General features: G+C 63.5%; 18 protein-coding genes. 7 read left to right on the top strand and 11 right to left on the bottom strand.

Translation table 11 applies throughout. The annotated features are described in order from the left end of the window. Window positions 1-178 precede the first annotated feature (178 nt). From LPN01_RS04700 to LPN01_RS04675, 6 genes are all read right to left on the bottom strand, one after another. On the bottom strand, window positions 179-1075 hold the full coding sequence (locus LPN01_RS04700; protein ID WP_262827200.1) for an MBL fold metallo-hydrolase: 897 nt from the start codon (window positions 1073-1075) through the stop codon (window positions 179-181). A gap of 31 nt (window positions 1076-1106) precedes the next feature. Continuing rightward, the gene (locus LPN01_RS04695) at window positions 1107-1886 is read right to left on the bottom strand and encodes a sulfite exporter TauE/SafE family protein (protein ID WP_262827199.1); all 780 of its coding nucleotides are present in this window, start codon (window positions 1884-1886) and stop codon (window positions 1107-1109) included. Window positions 1887-1947: 61 nt separating this feature from the next. Further along, window positions 1948-2298, bottom strand: a complete 351-nt coding sequence (locus tag LPN01_RS04690) for a TIGR01244 family sulfur transferase (protein ID WP_262827198.1) — start codon at window positions 2296-2298, stop codon at window positions 1948-1950. Continuing rightward, window positions 2279-2731, bottom strand: coding sequence for a DUF6691 family protein (locus LPN01_RS04685; RefSeq protein ID WP_410482793.1), 453 nt, complete (start codon window positions 2729-2731; stop codon window positions 2279-2281). The genes LPN01_RS04690 and LPN01_RS04685 overlap by 20 nt, the downstream gene beginning before the upstream one ends. Further along, window positions 2728-3147: a YeeE/YedE family protein gene (locus tag LPN01_RS04680; RefSeq protein ID WP_410482798.1), complete on the bottom strand. Its 420-nt coding sequence runs from the start codon at window positions 3145-3147 to the stop codon at window positions 2728-2730. Before LPN01_RS04680 ends, LPN01_RS04685 begins: the two co-directional genes overlap by 4 nt. Before the next feature lie 32 nt (window positions 3148-3179). Beyond that, a complete protein-coding gene (locus LPN01_RS04675; protein WP_262827195.1) occupies window positions 3180-3527 on the bottom strand; it encodes a PepSY domain-containing protein in 348 nt (115 codons plus the stop codon). Between the two features lie 145 nt (window positions 3528-3672). Here LPN01_RS04675 and LPN01_RS04670 point away from each other — a divergent pair, with 145 nt between their 5' ends. The 5 genes from LPN01_RS04670 (at window position 3673) to LPN01_RS04650 (ending at window position 6602) form a co-directional block, all read left to right on the top strand. After that, window positions 3673-3987, top strand: coding sequence for an ArsR/SmtB family transcription factor (locus LPN01_RS04670; RefSeq protein ID WP_262827194.1), 315 nt, complete (start codon window positions 3673-3675; stop codon window positions 3985-3987). A 29-nt stretch (window positions 3988-4016) separates the two neighbouring features. Next, entirely contained in the window at window positions 4017-4226 is a 210-nt protein-coding gene (locus LPN01_RS19060; RefSeq protein WP_316746861.1) for a hypothetical protein, read from the top strand. 433 nt (window positions 4227-4659) lie between these two features. Beyond that, window positions 4660-4929, top strand: a complete 270-nt coding sequence (locus LPN01_RS04660) for an HU family DNA-binding protein (RefSeq protein WP_262827193.1) — start codon at window positions 4660-4662, stop codon at window positions 4927-4929. A gap of 320 nt (window positions 4930-5249) precedes the next feature. After that, a complete protein-coding gene (locus LPN01_RS04655; RefSeq protein ID WP_262827192.1) occupies window positions 5250-6218 on the top strand; it encodes a magnesium and cobalt transport protein CorA in 969 nt (322 codons plus the stop codon). 108 nt (window positions 6219-6326) lie between these two features. Further along, the gene (locus LPN01_RS04650) at window positions 6327-6602 is read left to right on the top strand and encodes a hypothetical protein (RefSeq protein WP_262827191.1); all 276 of its coding nucleotides are present in this window, start codon (window positions 6327-6329) and stop codon (window positions 6600-6602) included. Between the two features lie 150 nt (window positions 6603-6752). Here LPN01_RS04650 and tnpC read toward each other — a convergent pair whose 3' ends face one another. The 5 genes from tnpC to LPN01_RS04625 all read right to left on the bottom strand — a co-directional run bounded on the left by tnpC (window position 6753) and on the right by LPN01_RS04625 (window position 10448). Next, the gene (gene tnpC, locus LPN01_RS04645) at window positions 6753-8291 is read right to left on the bottom strand and encodes an IS66 family transposase (protein ID WP_410482792.1); all 1539 of its coding nucleotides are present in this window, start codon (window positions 8289-8291) and stop codon (window positions 6753-6755) included. A 62-nt stretch (window positions 8292-8353) separates the two neighbouring features. Then, the gene (gene tnpB / locus LPN01_RS04640; RefSeq protein ID WP_262827190.1) at window positions 8354-8701 is read right to left on the bottom strand and encodes an IS66 family insertion sequence element accessory protein TnpB; all 348 of its coding nucleotides are present in this window, start codon (window positions 8699-8701) and stop codon (window positions 8354-8356) included. Next, window positions 8698-9111 (bottom strand): IS66-like element accessory protein TnpA, encoded by a 414-nt coding sequence (gene tnpA, locus LPN01_RS04635; RefSeq protein ID WP_262827189.1) that lies wholly within the window; start codon window positions 9109-9111, stop codon window positions 8698-8700. Before tnpA ends, tnpB begins: the two co-directional genes overlap by 4 nt. Before the next feature lie 82 nt (window positions 9112-9193). Continuing rightward, on the bottom strand, window positions 9194-9430 hold the full coding sequence (locus LPN01_RS04630; RefSeq protein ID WP_262827188.1) for a hypothetical protein: 237 nt from the start codon (window positions 9428-9430) through the stop codon (window positions 9194-9196). 613 nt (window positions 9431-10043) lie between these two features. Continuing rightward, complete coding sequence (locus LPN01_RS04625; protein ID WP_262827187.1) at window positions 10044-10448, bottom strand: MerR family transcriptional regulator; 405 nt, start codon at window positions 10446-10448, stop codon at window positions 10044-10046. Between the two features lie 574 nt (window positions 10449-11022). Here LPN01_RS04625 and LPN01_RS04620 point away from each other — a divergent pair. Further along, on the top strand, window positions 11023-12306 hold the full coding sequence (locus LPN01_RS04620) for a TolC family protein (RefSeq protein WP_262827186.1): 1284 nt from the start codon (window positions 11023-11025) through the stop codon (window positions 12304-12306). A 103-nt stretch (window positions 12307-12409) separates the two neighbouring features. Further along, complete coding sequence (locus LPN01_RS04615) at window positions 12410-13582, top strand: efflux RND transporter periplasmic adaptor subunit (protein WP_262827185.1); 1173 nt, start codon at window positions 12410-12412, stop codon at window positions 13580-13582.

The raw sequence follows: 13582 nt of genomic DNA, 5'->3' as shown, positions 1-13582 counted from the left end.
AAATGCTTTCTGGACTGCTGGGCAGCGGATGATACGGAGCGCCGACCCGAGGCAGTTCCGCACGATCCTCGCCGACGACAGATCGTGAGCATTAACTGCGCGGAGATTGAAGGACTCATGAGGCAGCAACGTGCGCGCGAGACACGGTGCGATGCACGATGAAGCTCGCGCCAGGGTCTTAGGGGACCTCGGCAACCGGCTCGAAATAGTTGAGCGGCACCTTGAGGAACGACCGGCCGTTGCATTCAGGATCGGGCAGACTGCCACCCCGGATGTTGACCTGAAGCGCGGCTAGCATGAGGTCGGGGAGCGGTAGCTTCGCGTCGCGCTCGTTTCGGATAAGGACGAACTCTTCCTCGCCGATGCCGTCTTTTACATGAATATTATTGGCGCGATGTTGCGCGACCGTCGCTATGCACGTCGGTTCGCGGCCGTCCTTGCCGTAATCGTGGCCGACGAACGTCGCGGTGTCGCCGGGCAGGTCAAGGATTTCGCGGATGCTGCGGTACAGAGCATGCGCATCGCCGCCGGGAAAATCTGCACGCGAAGTGCCGGAGTCGGGGACCATAAGCGTGTCGTGCACGAACGCGACGTCGTCGAAGACGTAGCTGATCGAGGCGAGCGTATGACCGGGGGAAAACAGCACCCGGCCTTCGAGCTCGCCGATGCGCAACGTGTCGCCTGCGGCGAACAGCCGGTCCCACTGGCTGCCGTCGGTCGGGAAACCGGGCAGGCAATATATGTCTTTCCAAAGCTTCTGGACCCCGACGACCTTCTCTCCGATCGCACGGGGCGCGCCGAACTTCTCGGCCAAGTATGGCGCGGCCGAAAAGTGGTCGGCATGCGGGTGGGTGTCGAGGATCCATTCGACCTTGAGACGCTCGGTCTCGATATAGCGCACGATCTCGTCGGCGTTGCGCGTGCTCGTCGCCGCCGCCTTTTCGTCGAAGTCGAGAACGGGATCGACGATGGCGGCCGAGCGGGTCGCCTTGTCGGTGATGATGTACTGAAAGCTACCCGTCTTCTTGTCGTACAACGAAGCCACGGTGGCCTTTTCTCGATCAAATATTTCCATCTTTTCGTCTCCAGCTATTACCGTAAATCATTCAGGCGAAGGCGGCCGCGCTCTTCCAGAGCATGTATCCGGCCACCGCGAAGATCAGGATGGCGAAGATCGTCGTCAGCCGTCCGGTGGTTCCGGACAGCCGCTTGGCGAGCCTCGCTCCAAGCGCACCGCCGAGGGCACCGCCTGCGATGAAGACGAACGCCAGCGGCCAGTCGACAAGACCCGACAACGCGTAGTTGAACGCGGTCGTCAGCCCGAACGCAGTGACCGCGACGAGCGACGAGCCGACCGCATTGATGATAGGCATTCCGGTCGACATCATAAGCCCGGGCACGATCAGGAACCCGCCGCCGATCCCGAAGAAGCCGGAGAACGCGCCCGTGCCCAGGCCTGCGCTCAGTACCTTGGGAGCGTTGCGCGCGTTGCATTCCGCGTCAGGATTGCCGGCGCTCTCGCCTTTGAGCATCGCCACGCCGACGATCACCATGACGATGGCGAACAGGAACAGCAGCTTCTGCCCGTCGAACGCCTTGCCGGCGGTCGAACCGGCGAACGCGCCGGCGACCCCCGCGCCCGCGAACATGAGGGCGCAGCGCCACTTTACCGTGCCCGCGCGGGCATGGCTGACCACCCCCATCGCGGCGTTGGCGGCGACCGCGAAGGCGCTGGTGCCGATCGCAAGATGCGGATTGGGCACGCCGACGAAATAGACCATCAGCGGCACAGCCAGGATCGACCCGCCCCCGCCGACGAGGCCCAGCACGAAGCCGACAAGCGCGCCCGATCCCGCGCCCAACACATATTGAACCGGCTCGAGCATCAGGCGGATTGCAGGCGCGGACGCAGCTTTTCCAGGTCGTAACCGGCATCGCGGGCAATGGTCACGAGCGTGTCTGCATCAATGTTTCCGGCATGCCCGAGCGCCCACAAGGTCGCGACGCGCCGGTACGGCAGTAGCCAAGCGCGGGGCCGGGCTGTTCCCCCAAGGCGCGGGTCATGGCGTCGACCTGGGTGTCGCTGACCTGACCGGAGGCGACCGGGATATGAACAAAGGCAAGGCCGTGTTCGCGCGCGGCGGCCTTGATGATCGCGGCGGCGGGTTGGCCGGGTTCCTCACCGTCAGGACGCAGGTCGATGATCGTGCGGAAGCCTTGCGCGGCGGCTGCGTCGACGTCGTCGGGTGTCAGCTGCGGCGACGCGGACAGGTTGGCGTCAAGCGTGTTGAACGGCATGGGCGGGCTCCTTGGGTTTTCGGGAAAAGATCATCCGGTTGACGGCCATGCCGCCGAGCATCGCCGCGACGAAGATGGCGGCTGGGAGCGGGCGCACGGCCAGATCGGCGATCGCGGGCCCCGGGCACAGACCCGCGATGCCCCAGCCGACGCCGAACAGCGCCCCACCGCCGATCAGCTTGCGGTCGATCGCGATCGTCGCGGGAACATGAAAGCCGTCTCCGACCAGCGGCCGATCGAGGCGCGCCTTGATCCGCCACGCGACGATCATCGGCAGCATCGCGCCGCCCATGACGAAGCCGAGCGTCGGGTCCCAGCGGCCCGTCACGTCGAGAAAGGCGCGTACGCGCGACGGGTCCGCCATGCCCGAGACGGCAAGCCCGGCTCCGAACAGGAGGCCGGACAGCAGCGCGATCCAGGAGGCGCGGTTCACCACGTCACTCCCCAAGCGTTCATCGCGGTGACGGTGACGATCCCGGCGAGCATGAACGTGGCGGTGGCGGCCAGCGAACGCGGTGACAGGCGCGAAACCCCGCACACCCCGTGACCGCTCGTGCAGCCCGAACTCATGCGCGTGCCGACGCCGACGACGAATCCGCCGACAAGCAGCGTCAGTATCGATGAAGGAAAACGGGTTTCGACCGGCCCCGCGACGGCCGCGACCAGCAGAGTGCCGAGCGGTAATCCGATTACGAAGGCCACCGCAATGATGCGCGGAGTTCCCTTGCCGGAGATACCGCTCGCCCGCGCGGCCATCCCGCTGACGCCCGCGATCCGGCCGGCGCCCAGCAGCATCCCCGCGGCTGCCAGGCCGATCATGATCCCGCCAAGCAATCCTTGGCCGGGCATAGCGTAGTCGGACGGTAACAATGCCCGAAAACTCAATCGTCTTCCAGTTCGACGCTTTCCACGGTGCCAGTTGAGGCGTTCACCTTAAGTTCGACTTTCTGCCCCTTGGCGTCCTTCGCGCAGACCTCCCAAGCCTCTGCTTCACGTTCTATTTCCTCGATGTCAGTAAAACCTTGAGCTTTAACGCGGGCAATAATCGCCTCGATCGACAACTTGGGCGCTGACGGTGAGCCGGCAGTTTTAGTCGCTCGCCTCGCGCTCGTGGACAGCGTTGATGATTGCGGCTGCGCATAAGCGGCGCTACCGACGCTGATAGCGAGCAACCCCGCGGCGACCGCAAGCCGTCCGCTCGTCGTTACATCCTGAATTGATACTCGCATAGTTCTCTCCACAGTGGTCGGTCGCCGTCACCGCGCGGCATCGTTCCTCATCATATCGAGAGATGCGCATATGCGCAATATCGACTATATCGAGACAATGGATTGTGAGTGACTGCAAAATCTGCAAACCTTCGAGCGCATGGACATGAAAATTATGCTGCTTGCAGTTGAGCAGGCCACCGACCTGCTCAAAGCAATGGCCAACCGCAACCGCCTGCTGCTTCTGTGTCATATGAATGACGGGGAGAAATCGGTCGGAGAGTTGGCGCGGCTTATCGATTCCCGCGACACCGCCGTCTCGCAGCAGCTGACGTTGTTACGTAAAGACGGCCTTGTCCGCGCGCGTCGAGATGGGCAGTCGATCTACTACTCGTTGGCCAGCCCGGAGGCGGCGAAGGTGATTGAAACGCTGCATGATCTCTATTGCGCCACTGATCGGTCGAGCATCGATCAGAGATGAGACAGGCCTCAACCGATTTAGATGGGTTAATGACGCCGAGTTCCGGCTGGATTGGCAGTCAGGTGCGATTGCACTTGCAGGATCACGCCGCCATCATGACTATTCCGGTGGACATCACGCTGAATGGGCGCATGAACCTGGCCGCAGACATCCGCAAGCGGCTCGGCCTCAGCGGCGGCGGCGATCTACCTGATGAAATTCACGATGGCGTCGTCATGGTTGTTGTGACGATATTTTAGCCCGGTGGTGCGAAGGCGTACCTCGGAGCGGACAAGGGCTTGAGGCATTAAGCCTTCATGCTTGCCGCCTAGTTCGACGGCCGAGGAGATCGAAAAATGGTCATCGGACCGGATGCCCCGATATTCGTTCCAGAATTGGTACGGTGCATCGCTGATGGTCGCGACCCAAGCATCGGTAAGCTGTTCGCGCCGGTACGCGAGATCTGAACCGACGTGCAGCGCGAACGTTCGGCATTGGGCTGAGAGAGATTTGCGCCCGAACGCCCGGACAAGATTTGCGCACTCAGGATTGCTCGGGCTTTGCTCAGCAGCAGCGCGGATCCGGGATTGCCGCGGCCCTAAGTTGCAGCCCGGCGATGCGAGCGAACGATAGCATTGGCCCACGCCCGCTCTGCGGCTATCACGGTCTTCACCAGATTGGGGACAACGACACATGAACGCCAAGGAACTCGCGAAACAGATCGCAGGCCAGCATGGCATGACGGAAAAGCAGGTCCGTGAGCTGCTCGACGCCGCGCTGGAGGCTATTGCTCAAGCGGCTGCGCGAGGCGAGGAGGTCAACTTGCCGGGCTTTGGCAAGTTCAAGGTGAAGGAGTCTCCCGAACGCAGTGGTCGTAATCCGGCTTCCGGGGAAGTCATCACGATCGCGGCGTCGAAAAAGCTGACGTTCGCGGCCGCCAAGGCGCTCAAGGACCGACTCTGAAGTTTAGTGAGCGGGCTTGGCGGGACAGGGTACGGCGACCTGCGAGATCGCAGAGTTGCGGCGGCGGCTCCGTGCCTACTAGGCATCGTCTCGGCCGCGGAGCACGCTCTTGAACATCTTCGAAGCCGGCGCGCCCGCCCCGCCGCGAGCCTCGTCGCTGCTTGCGGTGAGTGTTGTCACCTTGGCCCCCTGTGTCAGGTGATGGTGGTTGCACAGCGATCCTCCGATTCGTCCTTGGACTTCGGCGCTCTGGGCAGGCAAGACACGCACGAGGCTAGGCCTGATCGAGGCCGGCCTCCTTCTTTCGCAGAGAACTGCCGATGAGCCTCGTTTCCGCTGCCTTGTACCGCCACGGACAACGGGTCCGAGCGGTCGCCATAGACGAGCCTACATTCTGCTCGGATGACAAGGCCGAGTTCGTCTGGATCGGTCTTGTGGAGCCGTCGGAGGAGGAGTTGCGAGCCCTACAAGAGCATTATGGCTTGCATCCACTTGCCGTTGAGGACGCGCTGAAGGCCCATCAGCACCCAAAGGTCGATGTTTACGGCGACCAGCTGTTCGTGGTTGCTCTGACGGCCCGGCTTGAAGATCAGGTAATCGCCTATGGCGAGACCGCTATTTTCGTTGGCCGCAGTCATATCATTACGGTGCGCCATGGCTCCGCTCGCTCTCACAGTAGCCTGCGCCATCAGCTTGAAGCGGCGCCATCACTGCTCGCTCACGGCGTGGATTACGTACTGCATGCGATCATCGACTTCATCGTGGATGGATATTTACCAATTGTTGAGGAGATAGAGGAAGACGTCGCATCCATGGAACAGCGCGCACTTGACGCTTTCCTCGAGCGAACCGAGATCAGTCGCATATTCAATCTGCGACGTGAACTGATGCGGTTTCAGCGGGTTCTTGGACCAATGAGCGAGGTTGCAAACAAGCTCACCCACCTCGACATGCCTTGCATCGACCCCGAGGCCATTCCTTACTTCAGGGATGTCCTCGATCATATTCGACGCGTCGAGACGACTGTAGGTGGACTGAGAGAGGTTCTCACATCTGTGTTCGAGGTCAGCAATCTTCTTGAACAGCAAAGAACCGGCATGAGTACCCGCCAGCTCGCCGCGTGGGCCGCAATCTTGGCGGTGCCGACCGCCATTGCAGGCATTTACGGCATGAATTTCGAGAACATGCCCGAACTGAAAACGCAATACGGCTATTTCGTGGTGCTCGCCGTTATAGCTGCGGTTTGCACAATCCTCTATGCCCGTTTCAAGCGAGCGGGCTGGATCTGAGGCCCCGCGCCAGCCGCTCAACGGTCAGTGGCGTGAGCACCTTTCGGGACAGCAGAAATCAACAGTTAACCGTTCCCTCTGGAAAACTGCCTGAAGCAGGAAGAGAATATGATGAGCGGTCCCGATGAGGAGGCGATGGAACATCATCGCGATGAACATATCGCGAGTGCACTGGGCGTTAGCGTTATGACGCTCGCGGATTACCCCTTCAGCGTGAAGAAAACACCAGTCACGACGGCATGGCGTGAGGATGGCGTAATCTATGGCTGGCGCATTATCTGGGACAAGGAAGCGCCACCCGGTGTCGATGTGAACGGCACGTCGGGCTCGCTGTGGTCGGATATTCCGGCTACGCTGGAGGAACCAGATGAGGATGACAGGTGATGCGTATTTGCGCGCGCATCGAGGGTCACACTCTCTAAAGCCCAACCAGGCACCAATGCGCTTCGCGGTTACCTGACCGGTCGGGGCGGCAACGGCCAGGAACGGCGATGTACTAAAGGCCCACCGTAAGCGTGATCTGAAGGCCGCGGTTCAGGCTGCTTGTGCGACGGGCATTGGCGGAGGCGGCGACCAGTTCCATGGCATGAGTTCATCCCAGCGCGAGGCCGGCCAGTCGGCAGCGATCTTGGCGATGACGTCGGCGATGTAGGCTTCGGGCTCGAGGCCGTTCAGTTTGGCGGTTTCGATGACGGAGTAGATGGCGGCGGCGCGTTCGCCGCCGGTTTGTGAGCCGGCGAACAGCCAGTTCTTTCGGCCGATCGCGATGGGGCGGATGGCGCGCTCGGCGATGTTGTTGTCGATCTCGAGGCGGCCATCGTCGAGGAACCGGGTGAACGCGTCCCATCGCTTCGTGCCATAGCGGATCGCCTTGGCCATCTCGGTCTTTGGGCCGAGCTTGCGGAGCGCATCGTCCATCGCGGCGCGCAGCGCCGTGACCAGCGGGCGCGACCGTTCCTGTCGGATGCATCGTCGGACATCGGCGGGCGCGCCGCGTACCTCAGCCTCGATCGCGTAAAGCTGGCCGATCCGGTCGAGGAGGTCGGTGGTCAGCGCCGTCTTCTGCTGCTTGTGGCGCTCGAACAGCTCGCGCCGGAAGTGTGCCCAGCAGGCGACCTCGGCGATGGCGTTGCCGGCGTAGATCGCGCCGAACCCGGAATAGGCGTCGGCCTGCAGGAATCCGGCGAAGCCAGCGAGCTCGCGCTTGGGGTGGATGCCGGCGCGGTTGGGCGTGAAGCGGTACCAGGCGAGCGGCGGCGATGTGGCGCCCGACGCGCGATCGTCGACGACATAGGCCCAGAGCCGCCCCGTCGCGGTCTTGCCGGTCCCAGGCGCAAGCACCTTCACCGGCGTGTCGTCGGCGTGGATCTTCGACGCCTCAAGACCTTTATCGCGGATGCGCCGGACGATCGGATCGAGAAGATGCGCCGCCTGGCCCGCCCAGCCGGCAAGCGTCGACCGGTCGATATCGACGCCTTGGCTCCCCATCATCTCTGCCTGCCGATAAAGCGGCAGGTGATGATCGAACTTGGCGACGACGACGTGCGCGAGCGTCGCGAAGGTCGCCTTGCCGCGCGCGATCGCCTTGACCGGCGCTGGAGCCTGCACGATCGCTTCGCACGCGCGGCAGCTATACTTGGGACGGATGTTGCGGACGACGCGCCAGCTGACCGGCGCAACGTCGAGCTGCTCGTCGGCATCGAGCCCGAGCCGGCGCAGCTCGCCACCGCATGAGGGACACGCGCAGTTGCCGGTCGCCGGCTCGTGGACGACGTCTTCGCGCGGGAGATGATCGGGCAGCGCCCGGATCGGTGATGGGCGCGCAGGCTTGGGAGCGGCATCGACGGTGCGCTCGTCGACGGTGGCTGCTTCGGCCTCATACTCTTCGAGCGCCAGCTCCAGCTGGGTGATCTCCTGCGCGAGCTTCTCCGACGATGTGCCGAAGGTTATCCGCCGCAGCCGCGCGAGTTGCGCGCGTAGCATCGCGATGACGCGGTCGCGGGCGTCGAGTTGCGCCTCGAGGGCGGCGATCCGCTGGTCCCGATCGGGGGTCGAGAAGGCCTCGTCCGACACGTCGATCTTATATCAGATCGGGCCGTACCGGGCCAACGAAAACGGCGGAATCCTGCCGATTATCAGCCCGCGAGCGCGGGCCGCCAAGTGCGCTCCGGACGCCGCCAATCGACCCCTTCAAGAAGCATCGAGAGCTGAACCGCGGAGAGGTGCGCGACGCCGACCTGGGTCATCGGCCACACGAACTTGCCGCGGTCGATCCGCTTCGAGAACAGGCACATGCCCTGACCATCGTACCAGAGCAGCTTGACGAGATCGCCGCGCTTGCCCCGGAAGGCGAAGACCGCGCCGGAATGCGGCTTCTGCTTCAACACCTCCTGCGCCAGCACCGCGAGGCCGCACATCCCCTTCCTCATATCGGTCGCGCCACAGGCCAGCCATACCGGCGTGGCGGGTGGCAGCGCGATCATCGCTGAAGTGCCGACAGCACGCGGCCGAGCGCGTTGGCATCGACCGTGGCATCGACGCTGAGCTTGACGCCACAAGGCAACTCGATCGCGATGCGGCCCGCTGGTTCCGCGACCGACGGCGATGCAGCGAGTACAGGTGGTGCGAGCGCCAACGGCTCGATGACGCGCACCTCGGCGAAGCCGGGTTGCTCCGGCGCGGGCAACACCTCGACGGGCGGATCAAACAGCAGACCCGACATCGCCTTCTTGCGCCAGGTGTAGAGCAGGCCACTCGACACCTCGTGGCGTTCGATCGCCCCGCGTACCGACCCGCCAGGGCCAAACGCGTCGCGCAGCATCGCCAGCTTCTGCTCGACCGTCCAGAAGCGTCGGCCCGACACACGGGCAATCACCTCGATACGACCAGTCATACGACTGCTCGTATGACCACTCACATCCGCTACGACTTCCTGACCCACCGCGCCCGACGCTCCGCCCGCAAAAAGACGTCCATCATCGCAGCATCGTCGTCACCAACAAGGCGGCCTGCAGGCCTCGCTTACGGCCCACCTTCACCATCGTCGAGATCGTGTCTGCCTCGCTAGCCGCTCTCAGTGCCGCGAGTCGCTCAAGATAGGCGTCGGCTAACCGGCAGTGGACCGCCACCACTTCAGTTTTCGTTGCGCATTGGGCCATATCGAGTTCCTCGGATGCCCTTCGCTCCAGGAACTCAATCTCGTTGTCCGACATCCTGTTTATCCTTCGGCGATGGTTGCATGGCGCTGGTAAGGTGCCTCGTAACGCCGCTCTCCGGCCAGGGCGGCACCACTTCGGTCGATGGTCATCCGGTATCACCGCCAAGGCTCGGCCCGCCCGGGCTTTAGCTAAATTGCTGATCCCGGTAGGCAGTCAGGCGGCTGCTCGCACTTAATTCCTTCCGAACCGTCGTTCGACCACACACCGCTCCTCTTCCCTCGCTGCTGCCTTCGAGTTCGCGTTGCCGGGCTTGGAGGCCCCGACTGCCGGATCGATCGCTTGCTCACGAAGTGCGCCGGGGGTGTTACAGGGTACATGGTCATATACCGGCCCAACCGCCGGACGAGCCCGAGGTGACGCGAGCTGACATGCGGAAAGGAGAGCGTAAAGGGAGGCCAAGCCGACTTTTGTTGAACGACGCATCACGACAGTCTCCTCCACCTCGCCCAGCTGAGGGCCCGAAGCTGCATAGGCGCCACGTTAAACTCGCCGCCAACGCTTTATCTAGCATATGCCGGCCAGAAGCGCATTCGCACATTGCTCGCGTGATAGCCGGTCACTCGCGACAGGAAGAGACGTCACCCTTCGACCGACCCTCTCGGACACTTCATCCGCAAGAGCGCGCCGCAGGAGCCAGCACGTCGAGGATACGGCATTCGGCCATCCTGCCGCGCTCGCACGCGGCACTCATCCTGGAAAGCTCCTGCCGCAGTGCCGAGAGGTCGGTGATCTTCCGGTCGATTGCCGCGATGTGAGCCCTCGCGTTTTCATGAACCGAGTCGCAGGCGCCTTCCCCATTGCTCGCAAGCTCGAGCAGGTCCCGCACCTGATCGAGCGAAAAGCCAAGGTCCCGAGCCCTTCTGATGAAGCTCAGGCGGCCAAGCTCCGCTTGCCCGTAGACGCGATAATTTCCGCTCGTCCTGGGAGGTTGCGGCAACAAGCCCGCCTTTTCGTACCAGCGTATCGTTTCCACCCTCGTGTCAGTCTCGCGTGCGAGATCACCGATCCTCACTACCCACTCCAATCAATTTTGACGCTTTTCAACGAAGCCAAGCTCTTTTTGCTTGACCCTGAAGCCGCTTCAGGGTGCATACACCCTTTTACGAACGAGTTGGTAGAGGTACTCCGATCCGAACATGACGTCGCTAGCGCTCTTTGCTGAAGGCCCAAATGGGCGAAGCTGGATGCGTGCGGCGCGGCGCGTGAGCCTTATGCTTTTGCTTGTCGTCGCGGGGCTTTCGTTAGTGTTCGGATCCGTGTTGCATGCGACGGAGCCGGTCCGCTGCCTCAGCACAGCCGAGGCGACCGAGCTAGGGCATAGCACGGGCGATCGCGATCAGGTCCCTTCGGATAGCGAAAAGGGGTTTGCTCACCACCATGGCGGTTGCCATGGACATCAAGTCGGTGAGCCAACCGCAACGAAGACCGTCCACCCTTCGCTGGTCACGTCGACCGTCGGGTTTCTCGATGCTGCGGATTGTCAAACATCTGCACCGACCGACCCAGGGTTAAGGCCCCCCATCGCCTGATGAGTCTCGCACGGCTGCCTAGAGGTGGCCGCGATTGATTCGCCAGGAGTTTACTACATGCAACGTTTTATCGCGGCCCTTATGGCCGCGGCGTCGTGCGCGGGTATCGCGCATGCGCAGACGGCGCCCTTGTCGGGGGTGCCGATGGCGGCGCCTGCTGGCGGCGACGTGGTCACACTCGAGTCAGCCCTTGCTCAGGGCGGAGCTGCCTCCCCTTCCATCGAGGCGTCGACCGCTGGCGTACGCGCTGCGACGGCGGCAAGATCAGTAGCCGGCCTCAGGCCAAACCCAGAGATCCAGGCGACCACCGAAAATGTCGCGGGTACTGGCGTCTACAAGGGCCTCCGAAGCTCTGAGACGACCGTCGGCGTGGCGCTGCCGCTCGAGCTCGGTGGGAAGAGAAGCGCTCGTGTTGCGCTTGCCAACGCACGGTTGACCCGCGCCGAGATCCAGTCGGCCATCGCGATCGCGGATCTGCGGCTTCGGATCACACAGCTCTACGTCGAAGCAGCCGCTGCCGAACGCCGCACCGAAGTTCTTGGGGAGCAGGCCACCATCGCAGCGAACGCGTTGCGCATCGCGAGCGAGCGGGTCCGTGCCGGAGCGGCATCGCCCATCGAGCAGCAGCGTGCCGACGTACTTCGCATCAACGCGCAAGTCGCGGCCGACAGCGCTACGCGTCAGGCACAGGCGGCACGCAGCAATCTCGCCGCTCTTACAGGTGCGCCGATCACCGGCTCGCTGGACCGCGGCTGGTTCGATCAGGTGGCAAGCCTCTACGGCCCGGCGCAACCGGTTGACGTGGAAGGGACGCTCGCTTTTGTGGCCGCTACGGCGGACGTCCGCACGGCGGATGCACAGGTTCGACTGGCCCGCACGTTGCGCGTTCCTGATATCACCATCAGTGCGGGAGCGCGTCGCCTCGAGCAGACCAATGATACCGCCGCAGTGATTGGTGTCAGCATACCGATACCGATCTTCAACAACGGCCGCGCCTTCGTCAGCCAAGCCAGAGCCGAACAGACGCAGGCACAGGCGCTCAGGAACCTGGTGGTCCTGGACACTCGGCAAGAGATCGCGCGTGCGCAAACCGAACTGGCGAATGCGGCCGCTACCGCGCGCGCGACGGGCGGTCCGGCATTGAGTGCTGCGGCGGAGTCGGCCCGCATCGCGCGCGTCGGCTACTCCCAGGGCAAATTCGACCAGATCGCCTTGCTCGATGCAGAGCGGACGTTGTCCCAGACCCGGCAATCCTATGTCGATGCGCTTGCCGCCTACCATGATGCAGAGGCGCGACTGCAGCGACTGACCACGCCCGCGCCCCTCGCTGGTGAGCGGTGACAATGCGCGGTGAACGAACGGCCTCTCGCCGGCCATTTGACTGTGACGCGTACGGGCTCCCCTGCCCCGCTCTGCCTTGCCCTTCTTCCCTCGGAGATTGTCTATGATTCCTCAAGATAAGCGCCTGCTAGGCGGCGCGGCCCGAGTAGCGCTTCTCGCTGCGATCGGCGGCATTGGCTTGGCCGGCTGTAGCGCGGACGGCCCGGCAGCCAACGAGGCGACCGCCAACACGACTGAAGCCGCCGCGCCTGCCGAGGAAAAGGTCCCGGACACCCTGGCGATGACGGCGCAGGGCATGCAGCAGGCCGGCATCATAACTGAAATTGTGCGCCCGGGCGGATTAGGCGCCGAAATCGTCAGCCAAGCCCTCGTGGCGGCCTCACCGACCGGAGAAGCGATTGTGACGGCCCGCGCGGGCGGAGCGGTCACGCGCATCTTCAAGCGCCTCGGTGACCCGGTGCGTTCAGGCGAGACCCTCGCGCTGGTCGAAAGCCGGGAGGCGGCACAGTTCGCAGCGGACCGCACAGTGGCAGCGGCGAAGGCGAATCTGGCGCAGAAAGCGTTGGCGCGCGAACAGTATCTCTTTCGGCAGAAGGTGTCGGCGCGGGTCGATCTCGAACAGGCCCAAGCCGAAGCAACTTCTGCCGCCGCTGAAGCGCGGCGGGCACAAGTGGCTGCTGGCGCTGCGAACGTCGCACGTGACGGTCGCAGCATCATCGTCGCTAGCCCAATCACGGGTCGTGTCACCGCGGAAAACGTCAGCCTTGGCGCATTCGTGCAACCGGAGACCGAGCTCTTCCGGGTCGCAGATCCAGCCAAGATCCAGATCGAGGCAGCGGTCGGCCCCGCTGACGCGCAGCGCCTGTCGCCGGGTGATCGGGCGATCGTCGAATTGCCCGATGGACGGACGGTAGAAGGACGCGTTCGGGCGGTCACCCCGGGTCTGAATAACGAAACTCGTTCAGCAACCGCTGTTCTGGACGTGCCAGGCTCGCTCCAGCCCGGGCTAGCAGTCCGCGTGCGGCTCCTGCCGAGCCGCGGCGATATTTCGAACAGCATCGTGGTTCCGGACGATGCCGTGCAAAGCTTTGAGGGCCGTGACGTAGTCTTCGTACGAACGGCCAAGGGCTTTCGTGCCCAGAGCGTCACGATCGGCCAGCGGAGCAACGGCCGGGTCGAGATCGTCAAGGGTCTTTCACCGGGCAGCCAGATCGCAACCAAGAACGCCTTCCTGCTCAAGGCCGAACTCGGCAAGGGCGCGGGCGAGGAAGAATAG

It is taken from the genome of Sphingomonas sp. A2-49, assembly GCF_025548555.1.
Lineage (GTDB): Bacteria > Pseudomonadota > Alphaproteobacteria > Sphingomonadales > Sphingomonadaceae > Sphingomonas.
The sequence above is the reverse complement of the archived record's forward strand: the minus strand, read 5'-3'. Positions and strand labels throughout refer to the sequence as shown.